This is a genomic window from Oerskovia sp. NPDC060338, assembly GCF_042726295.1.
GTDB lineage: Bacteria > Actinomycetota > Actinomycetes > Actinomycetales > Cellulomonadaceae > Oerskovia > Oerskovia merdavium.
Window position 1 is genome coordinate 159735 of sequence record NZ_JBHXCQ010000012.1, and the last position, 15536, is coordinate 175270.

Sequence of the window (15536 nt, forward strand, 5' to 3'; positions counted from 1 at the left end):
CTCGTGGGCGGACTGCCCCGGCGGGCAGGCCGTCCGCGTCACGAGCCGGCGACCACCGGTGCGGGATCGTCCCCGGGATGCCACGTCTGGCGGACCAGCTGACGGAACCGGACCCCCGCCGGCATGCCGGCGACCACTGCGGCAGCTCCGAGGAGCGCGACCGCTCCGGACACCGCCCCCGCGACCTCGACCGCCCTGCGGTACGCGGCCAGCGGGTGCGAGGGATCCACCGTGACCTGGAGCACTGCCAGGACCGCCGGGACGACGACGGTCGCGAGCCCGAGGACCAGGACACCTCCTGCCCAGAGCAGGGGCGGTCCGTCGAGGGCCCGCCGGACGAGCGCGTCGTCGGGCCGCCACGTGCCCGCGCCGTCGGCCAGCGCATGTCTGCGCAGCGCGCGGCGTTCGCGGACCCTCACGACGGTGGTCGCCACGAGGGCGAGCAGGAGGACCGCCGACCCCGCCAGCGCGAGCACGGCCCCTGACGTGATGAGCACGTCGATCGCCGCCTCCCCCGCCTCGTCGAAGTACCGGGTGTCGGCGTTCTTGCCCGGCTTGCGGAGGTAGACCGCGACGATCCCCACGACCGGTCCCGCCCCGAGCAGGACGCCGCCGACGACGGTCAGCGGCTTCTGGGCCCTGGCCGCCAGGCGGTGCAGCCTGCCGAGGCCGATCGTCCGCTCGTCGGCCGGGCGGAGACGCTTCTCGGTGCGCACGGCGCTCCGGACGACCTCGTCGTTCCAGGCCTGCCGTGGCCGGTCGGTCAGGGCCGTCCACGCCCGCCGGCCTCGGCCTCTCAGCCCGGACAGAGCGAACCCGACGAGCACGGTCAGGAGAGCCGAACCGGCGAGGACGGTGAGCCCGACCGCCACCATGTCGCTCGCGAAGATCATCACGGGCGCCACCAGGAGGACGGCTACCCCGACGGCGACCAGGAGGGCGACGCACAAACCGACGAGAGGTGTCGTGGGGCTGGCGTCGTCGGCCAGCGCGCGGGCCCGCACCGTGCCCACCGGCACGTGCTCGGGAGCCGTGCCGGCGAGCGCGTCGAGCCTGCGCCCGAGGAGTGTGCGTGACGTGGCGCTCGACAGGGCGTACAGGACGCCGCCCGCGGCGGGGACCGCGCACACGTAGATGATCGAGGCCCGGCTGACCGGGTCGAGGTGCAGGTCTCGCCAGACGTCCGGGAACCCCTCCTCGAGCGTGAGCCAGGTGCCGAGGAGGACCAGGAAACCGAGGCCGGCCGAGTACAGGACGGTCCTCGAGATCGTCAGCAGGCCGTCGGCGAGGACCTGTGCGCGGCTCGGCGCGGGTTCGACGAGCCGGAGCGTGCTCGTCGGGACGCGTCGCCCGAGCAGCGCGATCGTCCTGCCGGGGGAGCCTTCGGGGGAGTCGGTCACTGCGCGAGGGTAGCGACCACGGCGCTGCCCGTACAGGGGCGAGGCCTCCTCGGGGCGACCGGTCCATCTCTCGATCGCGGCTTCTGGCGAACGGCGACCGTATGGGAGACTGGAGCCGTGGCCCCCCGCGGAGATGGACTTCTTAACCACGACCTCATGCCCGGCGAGAAAGGCCCCCAGGACGCTTGCGGCGTCTTCGGTGTCTGGGCGCCCGGCGAAGAGGTCGCCAAGCTTGCCTACTTCGGTCTGTACTCGTTGCAGCACCGCGGTCAGGAATCAGCCGGGATCGCGACCAGCAATGGTGAGCAGATCCTCGTCTACAAGGACATGGGACTCGTCTCCCAGGTCTTCGACGAGCGTGCGCTGAACGCCCTGACCGGACACATCGCCGTCGGGCACTGCCGGTACTCCACCACGGGTGGGGTGACCTGGGAGAACGCCCAGCCGACGCTCGGCGCGACGTCCGCCGGGACCGTCGCCCTGGGCCACAACGGCAACCTGACCAACTCGGCCGAGCTCGTGAACCTCGTCGCCGAGCGCTACGGCGCCCAGCGCCGGGGCGAGCTCGCGCGTGGCAACACGACCGACACGGCGCTCATCACCGCGCTGCTCGCGGGCGACGACGACCACTCTCTCGAGGACACCGCGATGGAGGTCCTCCCTCGTCTGCGCGGTGCCTTCAGCCTCGTCTTCATGGACGAGAAGACGCTCTACGCGGCGCGTGACCCGCAGGGCGTGCGCCCGCTCGTGCTCGGACGCCTCGAGCGCGGCTGGGTCGTCGCGAGCGAGACCCCGGCGCTCGACATCGTGGGCGCCTCGTTCGTCCGGGAGGTCGAGCCCGGCGAGCTCATCGCGATCGACGGGGACGGCCTGCGTTCGCAGCGCTTCGCGCCGGTCGAGCGCGCCGGCTGCGTCTTCGAGTACGTCTACCTCGCACGCCCGGACACCTCGATCAACGGCCGCTCGGTCCATGCAGCGCGTGTCGAGATGGGGCGCCAGCTGGCCCGCGAGCACGGCATCGAGGCGGACCTCGTGATCCCCGTCCCCGAGTCCGGGACCCCTGCCGCGGTCGGGTACGCGCAGGAGTCGGGCATCCCGTTCGGGCAGGGCCTGACCAAGAACGCCTACGTCGGACGCACCTTCATCCAGCCCTCGGACACCCTGCGCCAGCTCGGCATCCGGCTCAAGCTCAACCCGCTGCGCGACGTGATCCGTGGCAAGCGCCTGGTCGTCGTGGACGACTCGATCGTCCGCGGCAACACGCAGCGCGCACTGATCCGCATGCTCCGCGAGGCCGGGGCGGCCGAGGTCCACGTCCGGATCAGCTCCCCGCCCGTCAAGTGGCCCTGCTTCTACGGGATCGACTTCGCGTCCCGCGCCGAGCTCATCGCGAACGGCCTGTCCCCGGACGAGGTCGGCGCCTCCCTGGGCGCGGACACCCTCGGCTACATCTCGGAGGAGGGCATGATCGCGGCGACCGAGCAGTCGGCGTCGCAGCTGTGCACCGCCTGCTTCACCGGGAAGTACCCCATCGAGCTGCCCCCGGACGACCAGCTGGGCAAGCACCTCCTCGAGCAGGCCGAGCTCCCACTCGGTGCACCGGAGGACGGTCTGCGCTCGCTCTCCGTGGGAGTGGGCGGCGGGACCGCCCTCGACCATCCCTGACCCCGTACGACGCACCGCCCGGACACCGGGCGCGCCGCAACCACCAGGAGTTCATTCGTGTCTGAAGGTCTCACGTACGCCGCAGCCGGTGTCGACACCGAGGCGGGCGACAAGGCCGTCGAGCTGATGAAGGACGCCGTGCGACGCACGCACGGCCCCCAGGTCCTCGGAGGAGTGGGCGGTTTCGCCGGGCTCTACGACTTCAGCGAGGTCGCGACCTACACCAAGCCGCTGCTCGCGACGTCGACCGACGGCGTGGGCACCAAGGTCGCGATCGCGCAGGCTCTGGACATCCACGACACGATCGGCTTCGACCTGGTCGGCATGGTCGTCGACGACATCGTCGTGGTGGGCGCCAAGCCGCTGTTCATGACGGACTACATCGCGTGCGGCAAGGTGGTACCGGAGCGCATCGCGGGCATCGTCCGCGGCATCGCGGCCGCGTGCGAGGTCGCCGGCACGGCGCTCGTCGGCGGCGAGACCGCCGAGCACCCGGGCCTCCTGGGCGAGGACGAGTACGACGTCGCGGGCGCAGCCACCGGGGTCGTCGAGGCGGACCGCCTGCTCGGCCCCGAGCGCGTCCGAGAGGGCGACGTCCTCATCGCGCTGGGTTCGTCCGGCCTGCACTCGAACGGCTACTCGCTGGTGCGTGCGGTCGTCAAGCACGCGGGCTGGGAGCTGGACCGCGAGGTCGAGGAGTTCGGCCGCACGCTGGGCGAGGAGCTCCTCGAACCCACGCGCGTCTACGCGAGCGACTGCCTCGCCCTGGCGCACGACGACGCCGCGCAGGTTCACGCGTTCACGCACGTCACGGGTGGCGGGCTCGCGGCGAACCTCGCCCGCGTCCTGCCGGCAGGCCTCGTCGGCACCGTGGACCGCGGCTCGTGGGACGTCCCGCCGGTCTTCACCGTGGTGCGCGACCTGGGCAACGTGCCGCGTCGCGACCTCGAGAACACGCTCAACCTGGGCGTGGGCATGGTCGCGATCGTCGGAGCGGACGGTGCCGACGCGGCGCTCGCCCGGTGCGCCGAGCTGGGCCTTCCGGCCTGGGTCCTGGGGACGGTCAGCGCCCTCGACGAGTCGACCACGGCCTCCTCGCTCGGCGAGGACCTCGTCGTGGGAACCAAGGGAGTCCACGCCGGCGCCGTGCGCCTGACGGGTGACTACCGCAACTGAGCGCGGTGACGACGAAGGCGCGTCCTTCTCCCTCTGGCCCTGGAGCCTGGGGGAGAAGGACGCGCCTTCGTCGTACGGGGAACGCCTCGCGGGTCGGTCGGTCGACTGACGAACTCGCGATCATACCGATCTGCGGTCCCCTGGGGCCTGCTGGTCGCAGGGGGTCGAGATCGTGTCAGCGGTCGTCGGACCAGCCGGCGAACGGCTGGTCGTAGTCTCCGTTGTTGTCCTCGGAAGACCTCGCTCCGTAGCGAGGATCTGTCGCGAGATCCGTGTGGCTATGACCGGTGAGCTCTTGTTCGAGAGCTTGATAGTTCGTCTCGGGGCTGTAGTACTTCAGCGCACGAGCGACCTTGGTCTGCTTAGCCTTCTGACGGCCGCGGCCCATGGCTCCGACCCCCTCAACGTAGAAGCGGGGCGGCAACGTACTCAGACGTGCGGCCCCGGGGTGTTGTTTCGTCTGTTCAGAGTCCAACGGTACATGCTCGGGATACATTCCAGCCACTCGGATGCTCCGAACGGGTGCCTTGTCACACTGTCTCCACACAACGACGTGGCCGCGAGGGTGCCTCACGCCCCCGGCGGGCCCGGACGAGCAGGGCTCGCGAGGGTTGCCCGAAGGTGTTCCGGGAGTGTCCCGGCGCCCCGCGGAGCGTCGGTCGGGACGGTCCGCGGCGGGACCGAAACACCTGTACCGGCCATACCCCGTCTAATTCACCCTGTCTGCCAAGTCGCCCAAAATCGTCATGCTGCGACAATAGAGGGGCTAGCGCAGTGCTGTCGTCGCGTTCCGACGTCACCGTCGGACCAGCCAGTCGCTAGGAGGAGGTGCAGTGATGTCCGTCCATGGAGAGTCCGAAGTTCTGCTCACACCGGCCGAGGTCGCGAGCCTGTTCCGCGTCGATCCCAAGACCGTCACTCGCTGGGCCAAGGCCGGCAAGCTGTCGTCGATCCGGACCCTCGGGGGGCATCGGCGCTACCGCGAGTCCGAGGTTCGCGCGCTGCTCGGTGCCGCGAGCGAGAACGCCGAGGGCGTCGACAAGGGCTGACCGACGGCGCGGTGGACACTCCTGCGCCCAGCCCACGCTGTCGGTCCGTTGAGGAGCTCCGGGACCCGTTTCCCGGTGCTCCCCGTCGCGTCCGCAGCCTCTTCCACTTCGACCAGCCGACAGCCCGGCGCCACCGGCGCCGGGCTCGTTCGTGTCCGGGGCCCGTCAGGACCTCTTGCGGAGGATCGCGGCGACGACCAGGGCGACGGTCGCGATGGTCCCGGTGACGAGGATCTTCACGTTGCGCGCACGCGCCGGGTCGTGCTCGGGCAGCCCGCCGCCCGTGAAGAAGCTCCCGGTGTCTGCTGCCGCCTGCTTGGTCTGGTGCGCGACGTTCGCGGCCTGTGTGCGCGGGTCGAGTCGCGTCGTGAGCTCGTCGATCGTGCTCGCGAGCTCGGCCCGGGTCCGTGCGATCTCGGCTTCCAGCTCGCTCTGGGTCGGTTCGGTGCTCACGGGCGCAGTCCTTCCTTGACGGTGGCGACGTCTTCCTTGAGGTTGGCGATGGTCGACTCGGGGGTCGGCGGCATGCCCTTGGTCAGCTGCTTCTTGCCCACGAGGGCCAGGAAGCCGGCGACGAGGAGCAGGACGACGCCGACGATCAGCGCGGCGAGCCACAGCGGGACGGCGTGCGCGAGGCCGACCATGGCCGAGTGGAGGAGGAAGCCGAGCGCGTACAGGGACAGGACGCCGGCGACGACGAACATCCCGATCCCGATGCCTGATCGGGCGGCCTTGGTCGTCAGCTCCTTCTTGGCGAGCGCTATCTCCGTGCGGACCAGGCGGGTGGCCTGCTCCGACATCTGCTCGACGAGCTTGCCGATCGAGGGCTTCGGGTTCGGGGGAGGCGTCTGCCCGTCGTCCCAGTCGCTCATGGTGCTCACCTTCCTGGCGCGTCCGGTCGGAGCGCCCGTGCACGCAGGGGATGCCTGCGGCTCGAAGAGTCGTTCTTCATGTCCCACTCAACCGGTCAACGGCGTCCAGGGCAATTCCGCGCGCCGGGGGTGCGAGCAGGAGTTCGGTGTGCTCGGCGCGCCCGCCGCCGTCGCGTGGTTCGCGCGGATCGTCCTGTCCGCGACCGATCGACGGCACCGGAGTGTCGTGAAAGGGGTCTGGGGAACGACGAAGCCCCACCTCGTGTGAACGAGATGGGGCTTCGTGGAAGTGGCTCCGACCGGCGTCGATCCGGTGACCTTTCGATTTTCAGTCGAACGCTCTACCAACTGAGCTACAGAGCCTTGACACGAAAGCCCGGTCATGATGACCGGGCAGCCGCTGTCGAGCGACCCTGACGGGACTTGAACCCGCGACCTCCGCCGTGACAGGGCGGCGCGCTAACCAACTGCGCTACAGGGCCTTGCGTGAGTTTCTCCCGGCCTTTGCCGTTCGAACCTCGAGAATCGTATCTCACTTCCGGGCCGATCCGTTAATCGGATCTTTCCGAGTACCCCCAACGGGATTCGAACCCGTGCTACCGCCGTGAAAGGGCGGCGTCCTAGGCCGCTAAACGATGGGGGCCTAGTTTCCTGGACAACCCGTACCGCCTACGGGGCACGAGTCGCCGAGAGACCTCCGTCAGCATACGGGGAACTGGGGGCGCGGTGCAAAACGGCATGATCTCGGGGCTGCGGGCGTCCGATCTCGCCTCGTGGCCGGCGTCGGTGGGGGCGTCGCGCCTGGCCGCGGGGGAGGATGGTGCCTGTGGTGGAGATGACGCGCGAGGACTTCGAGGACGCGGTGCGCGATGCGCTCGACGAGATCCCGGAGGAGCTGGCCGAGCAGATGGACAACGTCGTGGTGCTCGTCGAGGACGACGCCCCCGACGACGACCCCGAGCTCCTCGGCCTCTACGAGGGGGTGCCCCTCACCGAGCGTGACCTCATGTGGGCCGCGGGCGCTCTTCCGGACCGGATCACGATCTACCGGCGTCCCACGCTCGCGATCTGCGAGACCCGCGAGGAGGTCGTCGAGGAGGTCGTCGTCACGGTCGTGCACGAGATCGCCCACCACTTCGGCATCGACGACGACCGCCTGCACGAGCTGGGCTGGTCCTGACGGGCCGGTGCCCGCGCCGTCGGCACCAGGGCTTTCATTCATCGTCGATCGGCGATAACATCGGCACATGACGATGAGACGTGAGGCGACGCCCCGGACGCACGTCCGCTCGCGGAGCGCGGCAGCGACCGCAGCGGGCGTGGAGCCGATCGACGCGGACGGTGCGCCGGTCGCCGAGCATCCCGCGCAGGCCTGCGAGCCGCCGGCCGTCGGGCACGACCACGCGGCTGTCGCCCGCCTACTGCACGCCCTCGCCGAACCCCACCGCCTTTCGATGGTCCATCTCCTGGCGCGCGCAGAGCACCGCGTCGTGGACCTGACGAGCGAGCTCGGGCTCGCGCAGTCGACCGTGTCGGTCCACCTCGCGACCCTCCGCGACGCCGGTCTGGTCGACGTTCGCCGCGAAGGGCGGTCCTCCTGGTACCGGCTCGCGCGGCCCGAGGTCGCGCACATCCTGGCCGACGCCGAGCGTGTCGTCGAGGCGACGAGAGGCGGTGCACGGTGAGCGGTCACTCCCACTCGCACTCGCACGGCGCGGCGACCGCGACGGGCGCGCACCGCCGTCGGCTCGTGATCGTCCTGGCCATCACGCTCGGCGTCATGGCCCTCGAGGTCGTGGGTGCCCTGGTCTCGGGATCGCTCGCGCTCCTCGCGGACGCGGGGCACATGCTGACCGACGCGACCGGGATCGGGATCGCCCTGTTCGCGAGCTGGCTCGCGACGCGCCCCGCCTCGGCGACCCGGACCTTCGGGTGGCAGCGCGCCGAGATCCTCGCGGCCATGACCAACGCGCTGATACTCGGGGTCGTCGCGGTGCTCGCGATCGTCGAGGGCGTCTCGCGTGTCCGTGCACCCGACCCGCACGTCGAGGCCGGCCTGATGATCGGGGTGGCGGTCGTCGGGCTCGTCGCGAACGTGGTCGGTCTCCGCCTCCTGTCGGCCGGTCAGGGTGAGAGCCTCAACGTGCGTGGCGCCTACCTCGAGGTGCTCGGAGACCTCCTGGGCTCGATCGCGGTGATCGTCGCCGGGGTGCTCGTCGCGCTCGGCTTCGCGTGGGCCGACGGCCTGGCCTCGGTCGCGATCGGCATCATGATCCTGCCCCGCGCGCTGATGCTCCTGCGCGAGGTCGCCGCGGTGCTCCTCGAGTCGACGCCCGCGGGGGTCGACCTCGAGAAGGTCCGGACGCACATCGAGGGCATCCCCGGGGTCGTCGGGGTCCACGACCTGCACGCCTGGACCATCACGTCGGGGGTCCCGGTCATGTCGGCCCACGTCGTCGTCGAGGCCGAACGGCTCGAGCGTGGCGAGGGGACAGCGGTGCTCCAGCGGCTCAAGGAGTGCCTGGGCGGGCACTTCGACGTCGACCACTGCACGTTCCAGATCGAGCCTCCCGAGATGCAGGAGACCGAGTCCTCGGTCCACCTGTGAGCCCTCCGCGTCTCGCTGGTGGCCGGGCACCCCGGAGCTCGAGGCCGAGCAACTAGGCTGCCCCCATGACGATTCTGGTGACCGGCGGAGCGGGATACATCGGTGCGCACGTGGTGCGCCTGCTGCAGCAGCGAGGGGAGAAGGTCGTCGTGGTCGACGACCTGAGCACGGGGCAGGAGGGTCGCATCGGGGGTGCGCCGCTCGTGCGGCTGGACGTGTCCGGCCCGGAGGCGGTCGAGGTCCTGACCCAGACCCTGACGGAGCACGAGGTCACGGCCGTGGTGCACTTCGCGGCCCGCAAGCAGGTCGGTGAGTCCGTCGAGAAGCCCGCCTGGTACTACCAGCAGAACGTCGGCGGCTTCACGAACCTCGTGACCGCGATGGAGGCCGCCGGTGTGGACCGCCTCGTGTTTTCGTCCTCCGCGGCGACCTACGGCATGCCCTCGGTCTCGATGGTCGAGGAGAAGCTGCACGCCGAGCCGATCAACCCCTACGGCGAGACCAAGCTCATCGGGGAGTGGCTCGGCCGGGCGGCGAGCCGCTCGTGGGGTCTGCGGTTCGTCGCGCTGCGCTACTTCAACGTCGCCGGCGCCGGCTGGCCGGACCTGGGCGACCCCGCGGTCCTCAACCTCGTCCCCATGGTCCTCGACCGCCTCGAGCGGGGCGAGCAGCCCAAGATCTTCGGCGACGACTACCCCACGCCGGACGGCACCTGCATCCGCGACTACATCCACGTCCTGGACCTCGCCGAGGCGCACCTCGCTGCACTGGGCTACCTGGACGAGGACGAGCGGGCGTACGACGTCTTCAACGTTGGCACCGGCACGGGCTCCTCGGTCCGCGAGGTCATCGACGAGATCGGCAAGGTCTCCGGCCTGGACGTGACCCCGGAGATCCTCCCGCGCCGCGCGGGCGACCCGCCCCAGCTCGTCGCGTCCCCCGAGCGCATCAACAAGGTCCTCGGCTGGACCGGCACCCAGGGGCTCGAGCAGATCATCTCCTCGGCCTGGGAGGCCTGGCAGGCCGGGCCGCGGCGCATCGACGTCTGAGCAGCCCGAGCCGTCTCGGGCACTTCCCGAAGGGGCCCCCTCGCACCGTGCGAGGGGGCCCCTTCGGCGTACGGCGCTGACATGGACTCGAATCCTCAGTATGCTGAGCAAAATACTCAGTCCGCTGAGGAATCGAGGGGTGGGCCATGTCCGGAACCAGCACGACCATCGACGACGTCGCCGAACGGTCGGCGTCCGGGACGTCCCCGCACGGACCAGGGGCTGCCGTCGTGGAGCCACCAGAGGGCGCACGCGCTCGCGACCGCGGACCGCTCACCGACGACACGTTCGCCCTCCATCTCGACGAGGCGCTCGCCGCCACGCGAGCAGTGCTCCACGATCACCTCGCCCAGGGAGCAGCGCGCGCCGCGACCGGCGGGCGGCCGGTCGTCGACCTCTGGACCGACCTCGCGGACCAGGTGGGCGGAAAGCTCGTGCGGCCCCGGCTCACGCTCGCGGCCTACCTCGGGCTCGGCGGACGAGACCTCGGCGCGGTGGCCCCCGTCGCCGCGGCCCAGGAGCTGCTGCACACCGCGATGCTCGTGCACGACGACCTGCTGGACCACGACGAGACCCGGCGTGGTCGATCGAACCTCGCCGGGGCGACCCGGTCCCGGCTCGCTGCCGCGGGGACCGACGGCTCTCGCGCCGACGTCCACGTCCAGGCCGCCGCGCTGCTCGGGGGCGACCTGGCGATCGCCGGCGCGTTCGAGCTCGTCCTGAGCTCCACGGCGGCCCCCGGCGAGAGGCTCGCGGTGACCCGACAGCTCGTGCGCGCGGTCCAGGTCGCCGTCGCGGGCGAGGTCCTGGACGTCTCGGGCCCGCTGCTGGCGCCGGGGGACGTGGACCCCGCGCTCGTGGCCGAGCTCAAGACGGCGACCTACACGTGCGTCGTGCCGTTGGTCTGCGGGGCGATCCTCGCGGGCGCCGACGCGGCGTCCCGCGCGAGCCTCGAGACCTACGGCCGAGCACTGGGCGTCGCGTTCCAGCTGGTCGACGACCTGCTCGGGGTCTTCGGCGACCCGCGGGTCACGGGGAAGTCGGCTCTCTCCGACCTGCGCGAGGGCAAGCGCACGCTGCTCCTGGCGAGCGCCTACCGGCATGCCGAGCCGGCAGACGTCGCTCTGCTCGACCAGCACGTGGGGCGGGCCGACCTCACCGAGGCGGGAGCCGCCGTCGTGCGGGACGTCATGCGCCGCACCGCGGCCCCCGACGCCGTCCGGGCGAGCGTGGCGCACCACCTGGACGAGGCGCGGGCTGCGGCCGTCGAGCTGCCCGCCCCCCTGGGGCGGTACCTGCTCGACCTGGCCGACTCGTTCGCCGACAGGGCGGTCTGAGGTGCGAGGGGTCGGGAAGGGCGTCACGATCACCGGGGAGGCCCACGTGTCGCAGATGCTGTACGACCGTACTGCCGCCCGCGCGAGCCGGGCGGTCCTCACGGGGTACTCGACGTCGTTCGGGCTGGGCTCCAGGCTGCTCGGCAGTGCCGCTCGCCGCGACATCGACGCGGTCTACGGCCTGGTCCGGGTGGCCGACGAGGTCGTCGACACCCGCCGTGGAGAGGGGGCCGACGAGCTCCTGACCGGTCTCGAGGAGGAGACCGCCCGCGCCCTCGCGAGCGGCTACTCGACCAACCTGGTGGTGCACTCGTTCGCGCGCACGGCACGGCGCACGGGGATCGGGCACCCCGAGATCGACCCGTTCTTCGCCTCGATGCGCATGGACCTGACGGTCCAGGTCCACGACAAGGCCAGCTACGAGCAGTACGTCTACGGCTCGGCCGAGGTCGTCGGACTCATGTGCCTCGCGGTCTTCCTCAATGCCGGGCGACGCCCGGGTGACCCGGTCGTGCGGGCGAGCGACGCCGTCGTGCACGGTGCGCGCGGCCTGGGCGCCGCGTTCCAGAAGATCAACTTCCTGCGCGACCTGCGCGCGGACCACGAGGACCTGGGCCGCAGCTACTTCCCCGGGATCACCCCCGCGGACCTCACGCAGGAGGACGTCGACGCGATCCTCGCGGAGATCGGGAGCGACCTCGACGCGGCCCGCGCCGCACTCCCGTCGCTGCCGCGCCGTGCCCGGATGGCCGTCGCGGCGACCCTCGCGCTCTACGACACCCTGCTGGGCAGGCTTGCCTCGACGCGGCCCGAGGACCTGCTGCGCGCCCGGGTCCGTGTCTCCGACCCGGTCAAGCTCGTCGTCGCGGCCCGTGCGGTCGCCCGTGAGACCCTGCGACGAGACGTCCCTCTCCCCTTGACCGCCGCACCGACCGCACGCTCGACGACCCGAGGAGCCCCGTGACCGACGCACCGCCCGAGATGCCGCACGTCGTGGTCGTGGGCGGGGGGATCGGCGGCCTGGCCACGGCCGCGCTCCTCGCCCGCGGCGGCGCACGCGTGACCCTCCTCGAACGGCACGAGCGCGTCGGCGGGCGCGCCGGGACGCTCGACCTCGACGGGTTCCGGTTCGACACGGGCCCCTCCTGGTACTTCATGCCCGAGGTGTTCGAGCACTGGTTCGCGCTCCTGGGCGAGCGCGTCGAGGACCACCTGGACCTGGTGCCGCTCGACCCGTCGTACCGCGTCTTCTTCGAAGGGTCCCCGTCCTCCGAGCAGGCTGACGCCACCCGCGCACGGACCGTCCTCGACGTCACGCGCGACGCGGAGTCCAACTGGGCACGCTTCGACGCGCTCTCGCCGGGCGACGGAGAACGCGTGCGCGCGTACGCCGCGGAGTCGAGCGAGGCCTACCGGCTGGCGCTCGACCACTTCCTCTACACGACCTTCGAGCGGCCCGACCGCGCGATCGACGGCTCGGTGCTGAGGCGCCTCCCGCGCCTCGCGGCCCTCCTCGGACGCTCGCTCGCCGACCGCGTCGAGCGACGGGTGGAGGACCCGCGCCTGCGCCAGGTCCTGGGCTACCACGCGGTCTTCCTCGGCTCGTCGCCCTACCGCGTGCCCGCGCTGTACTCGCTCATGAGCCACCTCGACCTCGTCGAGGGCGTCCGGTTCCCGCGCGGCGGCATGTACACGATCGTCGAGGCCATGGAGAAGCTGGCCCGCTCCGAGGGCGTGACGATCCGCACGGGGAGCGACGTCGTCGGGATCGAGGTCGCCCCCGCAGGGCCCGACGCCGGAGCCTCGCCCCGGGCGCGGACCGGCAGGTCCCGGCGGCGCGCGCGAGGCGTCGCGACCGGGGTACGGCTGAGCGACGGCGAGGTCGTCCCCGCGGACGTCGTGGTGTCGGGGGCGGACCTGCACCACACGCAGACGGCGCTGCTGCCCGACGCGTACGCCGACCTGCCGGCCGAGTCGTGGGAGGACCGGGGGCCCGGCATCTCGGCGCTGCTCGTGCTCGCGGGCGTGCGCGGCGAGCTGCCCGAGCTGGCGCACCACTCGTTGTTCTTCACCGAGGACTGGCGCGGCAACTTCGAGGACGTCCTGGGGCAGGGGGCCTCGAGCGACGTGCGCTCGCTCCGCGTGCCCGTCCCCGCCTCGCTCTACGTCTCGCGGACCTCGGCGACCGACGACGCGAGCCTCGACCACCCGGCGGCACCACCCGGCCACGAGAACCTCTTCGTCCTGGTGCCGTTCCCGGCGGACCCTGCCCTCGGAGCGTCCGCCGCGTCGCAGGCCGCGCTCGAGGAGCTCGCCGACGGGTATCTCGACCAGGTCGGCGCCTGGGCCGGGATCGACGACCTGCGTGGCCGGGTCGTGACGCGCACGGTGCTGGGACCCGCGCACTTCGCGACCGAGTTCTCGTCCTGGCGCGGGACGGCCCTGGGCATGGAGCACACGCTCGCGCAGAGCGCGATGTTCCGGCCGGCCGGTGCCTCACGAACGGTCTCCAACCTGTACTACGCGGGAGCCGGCACGGCTCCCGGCGTCGGGCTGCCCATGTGCCTCATCAGCGCCGAGCTCGTCGCCAAGCGGCTCCTCGGCGAGACCTCGTCCCGGCCGCTGCCGACGCCGCTGCGCCGTGGCTTCCTCGCGGCGAGCCGACGTCCGGACCGGTTGCGGGGCGGTGCCGCATGATCGGGTTCGCGTACCTCGGGGCGCTCGCGGTCTCGCTCGGCGGGCTCGCGGTGCTCGACCGCCGGTTCCGCCTCGCGTTCTGGGCCGACCCCGCCAGGACTGCGATCACGCTCGTGGTCGGTGTGCTGTTCTTCCTCGCGTGGGACGTCGCGGGCCTCGCGCTCGGGATCTTCGCGCGAGGCGACTCGCCCCACATGACGGGGCTCCAGCTCGCGCCCGAGCTGCCTGTCGAAGAAGCCGTGTTCCTGACGCTGCTCTGCTACAACACGCTGCTGGTGTGGCGGTTCCTCGACCTGCGGGTGCGTGGGCGGGGCCACCGGCGACCCGGGGCGACCGGGACGGCCGCCACGCCGCGGCCGACGGGCGCAGGGGCGGACGGCGCCGCCGAGCCCTCGGACGGCGCGACGACAGGGGGCCGAGCATGACCAACATCGTCCTCAACGTCGTCGTGCTCGTGCTCGTCGCGACGGTCACCGGATGGACCCTGCGCCGGCACCGCGCCGGGCCGCTCCTGTGGACGGCCGCGGTCATGGTCGTCCTCACGCTCGTGTTCGACACGATCATGATCGCCGTGGGGCTCTACACCTACGCGCCGGACAAGATCCTGGGCGTCTACCTCGTGGGTGCCCCGCTCGAGGACTTCGCCTACCCCTTGGTCGCGGTCCTGCTGCTGCCTGCGGTGTGGACCTGGGTGGGTGACGGTCGCCGTCGGCGGCACGCGGGAGGACAGTCGTGACACGGGTCGTCGTGGGCCCCGGGCAGGCGCCGGGACCGCTCGTCGCCTTGCGGGAGGTCGTCGCCGCCTCGCGCCCGTTCTCCTGGATCAACACGGCCTATCCGTTCGCCGCCGGGTACCTCGTGGCCACGGGCGGACGCATCGACGCCACGCTCGTGGTCGGGACGCTGTACTTCCTCGTCCCGTACAACCTGCTCATGTACGGCGTCAACGACGTGTTCGACTACGCCTCGGACCTGCGCAACCCGCGCAAGGGCGGGATCGAGGGAGCGCTGGCCGACCCCGCGACCGCGCGGCGCACCCACCGACGGATCCTGTGGGCGTGCGCCGTGGCGAACGTCCCGTTCCTCGCGTGGCTGCTGCTCCAGGGCGACGCGGCCGCGAACCTGACGCTCGCCGTCGTGGTCTTCCTCGTCGTGGCGTACTCCGCCCCCGTGCTGCGCTTCAAGGAGCGGCCCTTCCTCGACTCGCTCACCTCGGCCATGCACTTCGTGGGACCGCTCCTCTACGCGCTCGTGCTGGTCGGGGCCGACCTCGGCGCGCGGACCGTGTGGCCCGTGCTGGCGGCGTTCGTGCTGTGGGGTGCCGCGTCGCACGCGTTCGGCGCGGTGCAGGACGTGCAGGCCGACCGCGAGGGCGGGATCGGCTCGGTCGCGACCGTGATCGGGGCGCACCGGACAGTGGTGGTCGCGTCGGCCGCCTACCTGGTGGCCGCGGTGCTGCTGGCGTTCCTCCCGTGGCCGGGGTGGCTCGCGGCCGTGCTCCCGCTGCCCTACCTGGTCAACGTCGCATCCTTCTGGTCGGTGCGCGACGCGGACTGCGAACGTGCCAACGTGGGCTGGCGACGCTTCCTCTGGCTCAACCTCGTGACCGGGTTCCTCGTGACGATGCTGCTCATCGGGGTCACCTGGGGGTGAGCGCGGCGACGCCTCCCTGAGGACAGACAC

Annotated in this window: 18 protein-coding genes and 3 tRNA genes; 14 read left to right on the forward strand and 7 right to left on the reverse strand. The window is 71.8% G+C overall.

What is annotated here, in order from left to right; translation table 11 throughout:
- Window positions 1-38: 38 nt before the first annotated feature.
- A complete protein-coding gene (locus tag ACFWGN_RS15830) occupies window positions 39-1400 on the reverse strand; it encodes a hypothetical protein (protein WP_377618090.1) in 1362 nt (453 codons plus the stop codon).
- A gap of 117 nt (window positions 1401-1517) precedes the next feature.
- Here ACFWGN_RS15830 and purF point away from each other — a divergent pair, with 117 nt between their 5' ends.
- On the forward strand, window positions 1518-3065 hold the full coding sequence (purF, locus tag ACFWGN_RS15835) for an amidophosphoribosyltransferase (RefSeq protein WP_191805664.1): 1548 nt from the start codon (window positions 1518-1520) through the stop codon (window positions 3063-3065).
- Between the two features lie 57 nt (window positions 3066-3122).
- Entirely contained in the window at window positions 3123-4241 is a 1119-nt protein-coding gene (gene purM / locus ACFWGN_RS15840) for a phosphoribosylformylglycinamidine cyclo-ligase (RefSeq protein ID WP_191805665.1), read from the forward strand.
- Window positions 4242-4416: 175 nt separating this feature from the next.
- On the opposite strand, the gene ACFWGN_RS15845 is transcribed toward purM, so the two are convergent.
- Window positions 4417-4716 (reverse strand): DUF3073 domain-containing protein, encoded by a 300-nt coding sequence (locus tag ACFWGN_RS15845; protein ID WP_369800640.1) that lies wholly within the window; start codon window positions 4714-4716, stop codon window positions 4417-4419.
- A 361-nt stretch (window positions 4717-5077) separates the two neighbouring features.
- Here ACFWGN_RS15845 and ACFWGN_RS15850 point away from each other — a divergent pair, with 361 nt between their 5' ends.
- Window positions 5078-5290 carry a BldC family transcriptional regulator gene (locus tag ACFWGN_RS15850; protein ID WP_030151000.1) on the forward strand — a complete coding sequence of 71 codons (213 nt, stop codon included), beginning with the start codon at window positions 5078-5080 and terminating at the stop codon, window positions 5288-5290.
- A 165-nt stretch (window positions 5291-5455) separates the two neighbouring features.
- Here the strand turns inward: ACFWGN_RS15850 and ACFWGN_RS15855 are convergent, their stop codons facing one another.
- Window positions 5456-5743 (reverse strand): DUF3618 domain-containing protein, encoded by a 288-nt coding sequence (locus tag ACFWGN_RS15855; RefSeq protein WP_377618093.1) that lies wholly within the window; start codon window positions 5741-5743, stop codon window positions 5456-5458.
- The gene (locus ACFWGN_RS15860) at window positions 5740-6162 is read right to left on the reverse strand and encodes a phage holin family protein (protein WP_377618095.1); all 423 of its coding nucleotides are present in this window, start codon (window positions 6160-6162) and stop codon (window positions 5740-5742) included. Before ACFWGN_RS15860 ends, ACFWGN_RS15855 begins: the two co-directional genes overlap by 4 nt.
- On the opposite strand from ACFWGN_RS15860, the gene ACFWGN_RS15865 reads away from it, so the two are divergent.
- The gene (locus tag ACFWGN_RS15865) at window positions 6161-6430 is read left to right on the forward strand and encodes a hypothetical protein (RefSeq protein WP_377618097.1); all 270 of its coding nucleotides are present in this window, start codon (window positions 6161-6163) and stop codon (window positions 6428-6430) included. The genes ACFWGN_RS15860 and ACFWGN_RS15865 overlap by 2 nt on opposite strands.
- A gap of 22 nt (window positions 6431-6452) precedes the next feature.
- Here ACFWGN_RS15865 and ACFWGN_RS15870 read toward each other — a convergent pair.
- The 3 genes from ACFWGN_RS15870 to ACFWGN_RS15880 form a co-directional block, all read right to left on the reverse strand.
- Window positions 6453-6525: transfer RNA gene (locus ACFWGN_RS15870), tRNA-Phe, on the reverse strand.
- A gap of 45 nt (window positions 6526-6570) precedes the next feature.
- Window positions 6571-6644, reverse strand: a tRNA-Asp gene (locus ACFWGN_RS15875).
- A gap of 88 nt (window positions 6645-6732) precedes the next feature.
- Window positions 6733-6805, reverse strand: a tRNA-Glu gene (locus ACFWGN_RS15880).
- Between the two features lie 174 nt (window positions 6806-6979).
- Here ACFWGN_RS15880 and ACFWGN_RS15885 point away from each other — a divergent pair.
- The 10 genes from ACFWGN_RS15885 (at window position 6980) to ACFWGN_RS15930 (ending at window position 15506) form a co-directional block, all read left to right on the forward strand.
- Window positions 6980-7342, forward strand: a complete 363-nt coding sequence (locus ACFWGN_RS15885) for a metallopeptidase family protein (protein WP_191805668.1) — start codon at window positions 6980-6982, stop codon at window positions 7340-7342.
- A gap of 67 nt (window positions 7343-7409) precedes the next feature.
- The gene (locus ACFWGN_RS15890) at window positions 7410-7847 is read left to right on the forward strand and encodes an ArsR/SmtB family transcription factor (RefSeq protein ID WP_377618099.1); all 438 of its coding nucleotides are present in this window, start codon (window positions 7410-7412) and stop codon (window positions 7845-7847) included.
- Window positions 7844-8770, forward strand: coding sequence for a cation diffusion facilitator family transporter (locus tag ACFWGN_RS15895; protein ID WP_377618101.1), 927 nt, complete (start codon window positions 7844-7846; stop codon window positions 8768-8770). Before ACFWGN_RS15890 ends, ACFWGN_RS15895 begins: the two co-directional genes overlap by 4 nt.
- Before the next feature lie 65 nt (window positions 8771-8835).
- Complete coding sequence (gene galE, locus ACFWGN_RS15900) at window positions 8836-9819, forward strand: UDP-glucose 4-epimerase GalE (protein ID WP_377618103.1); 984 nt, start codon at window positions 8836-8838, stop codon at window positions 9817-9819.
- A 146-nt stretch (window positions 9820-9965) separates the two neighbouring features.
- Window positions 9966-11156, forward strand: coding sequence for a polyprenyl synthetase family protein (locus ACFWGN_RS15905; RefSeq protein ID WP_377618104.1), 1191 nt, complete (start codon window positions 9966-9968; stop codon window positions 11154-11156).
- 55 nt (window positions 11157-11211) lie between these two features.
- The gene (locus tag ACFWGN_RS15910) at window positions 11212-12120 is read left to right on the forward strand and encodes a phytoene/squalene synthase family protein (RefSeq protein ID WP_377618162.1); all 909 of its coding nucleotides are present in this window, start codon (window positions 11212-11214) and stop codon (window positions 12118-12120) included.
- A gap of 17 nt (window positions 12121-12137) precedes the next feature.
- A complete protein-coding gene (gene crtI / locus ACFWGN_RS15915; protein ID WP_377618164.1) occupies window positions 12138-13853 on the forward strand; it encodes a phytoene desaturase family protein in 1716 nt (571 codons plus the stop codon).
- Window positions 13850-14278 (forward strand): lycopene cyclase domain-containing protein, encoded by a 429-nt coding sequence (locus ACFWGN_RS15920; protein WP_191805673.1) that lies wholly within the window; start codon window positions 13850-13852, stop codon window positions 14276-14278. The genes crtI and ACFWGN_RS15920 overlap by 4 nt, the downstream gene beginning before the upstream one ends.
- Window positions 14275-14589, forward strand: coding sequence for a lycopene cyclase domain-containing protein (locus tag ACFWGN_RS15925; RefSeq protein WP_377618106.1), 315 nt, complete (start codon window positions 14275-14277; stop codon window positions 14587-14589). Before ACFWGN_RS15920 ends, ACFWGN_RS15925 begins: the two co-directional genes overlap by 4 nt.
- Window positions 14586-15506, forward strand: coding sequence for a prenyltransferase (locus tag ACFWGN_RS15930; RefSeq protein ID WP_377618108.1), 921 nt, complete (start codon window positions 14586-14588; stop codon window positions 15504-15506). The genes ACFWGN_RS15925 and ACFWGN_RS15930 overlap by 4 nt, the downstream gene beginning before the upstream one ends.
- Window positions 15507-15536 lie beyond the last annotated feature (30 nt).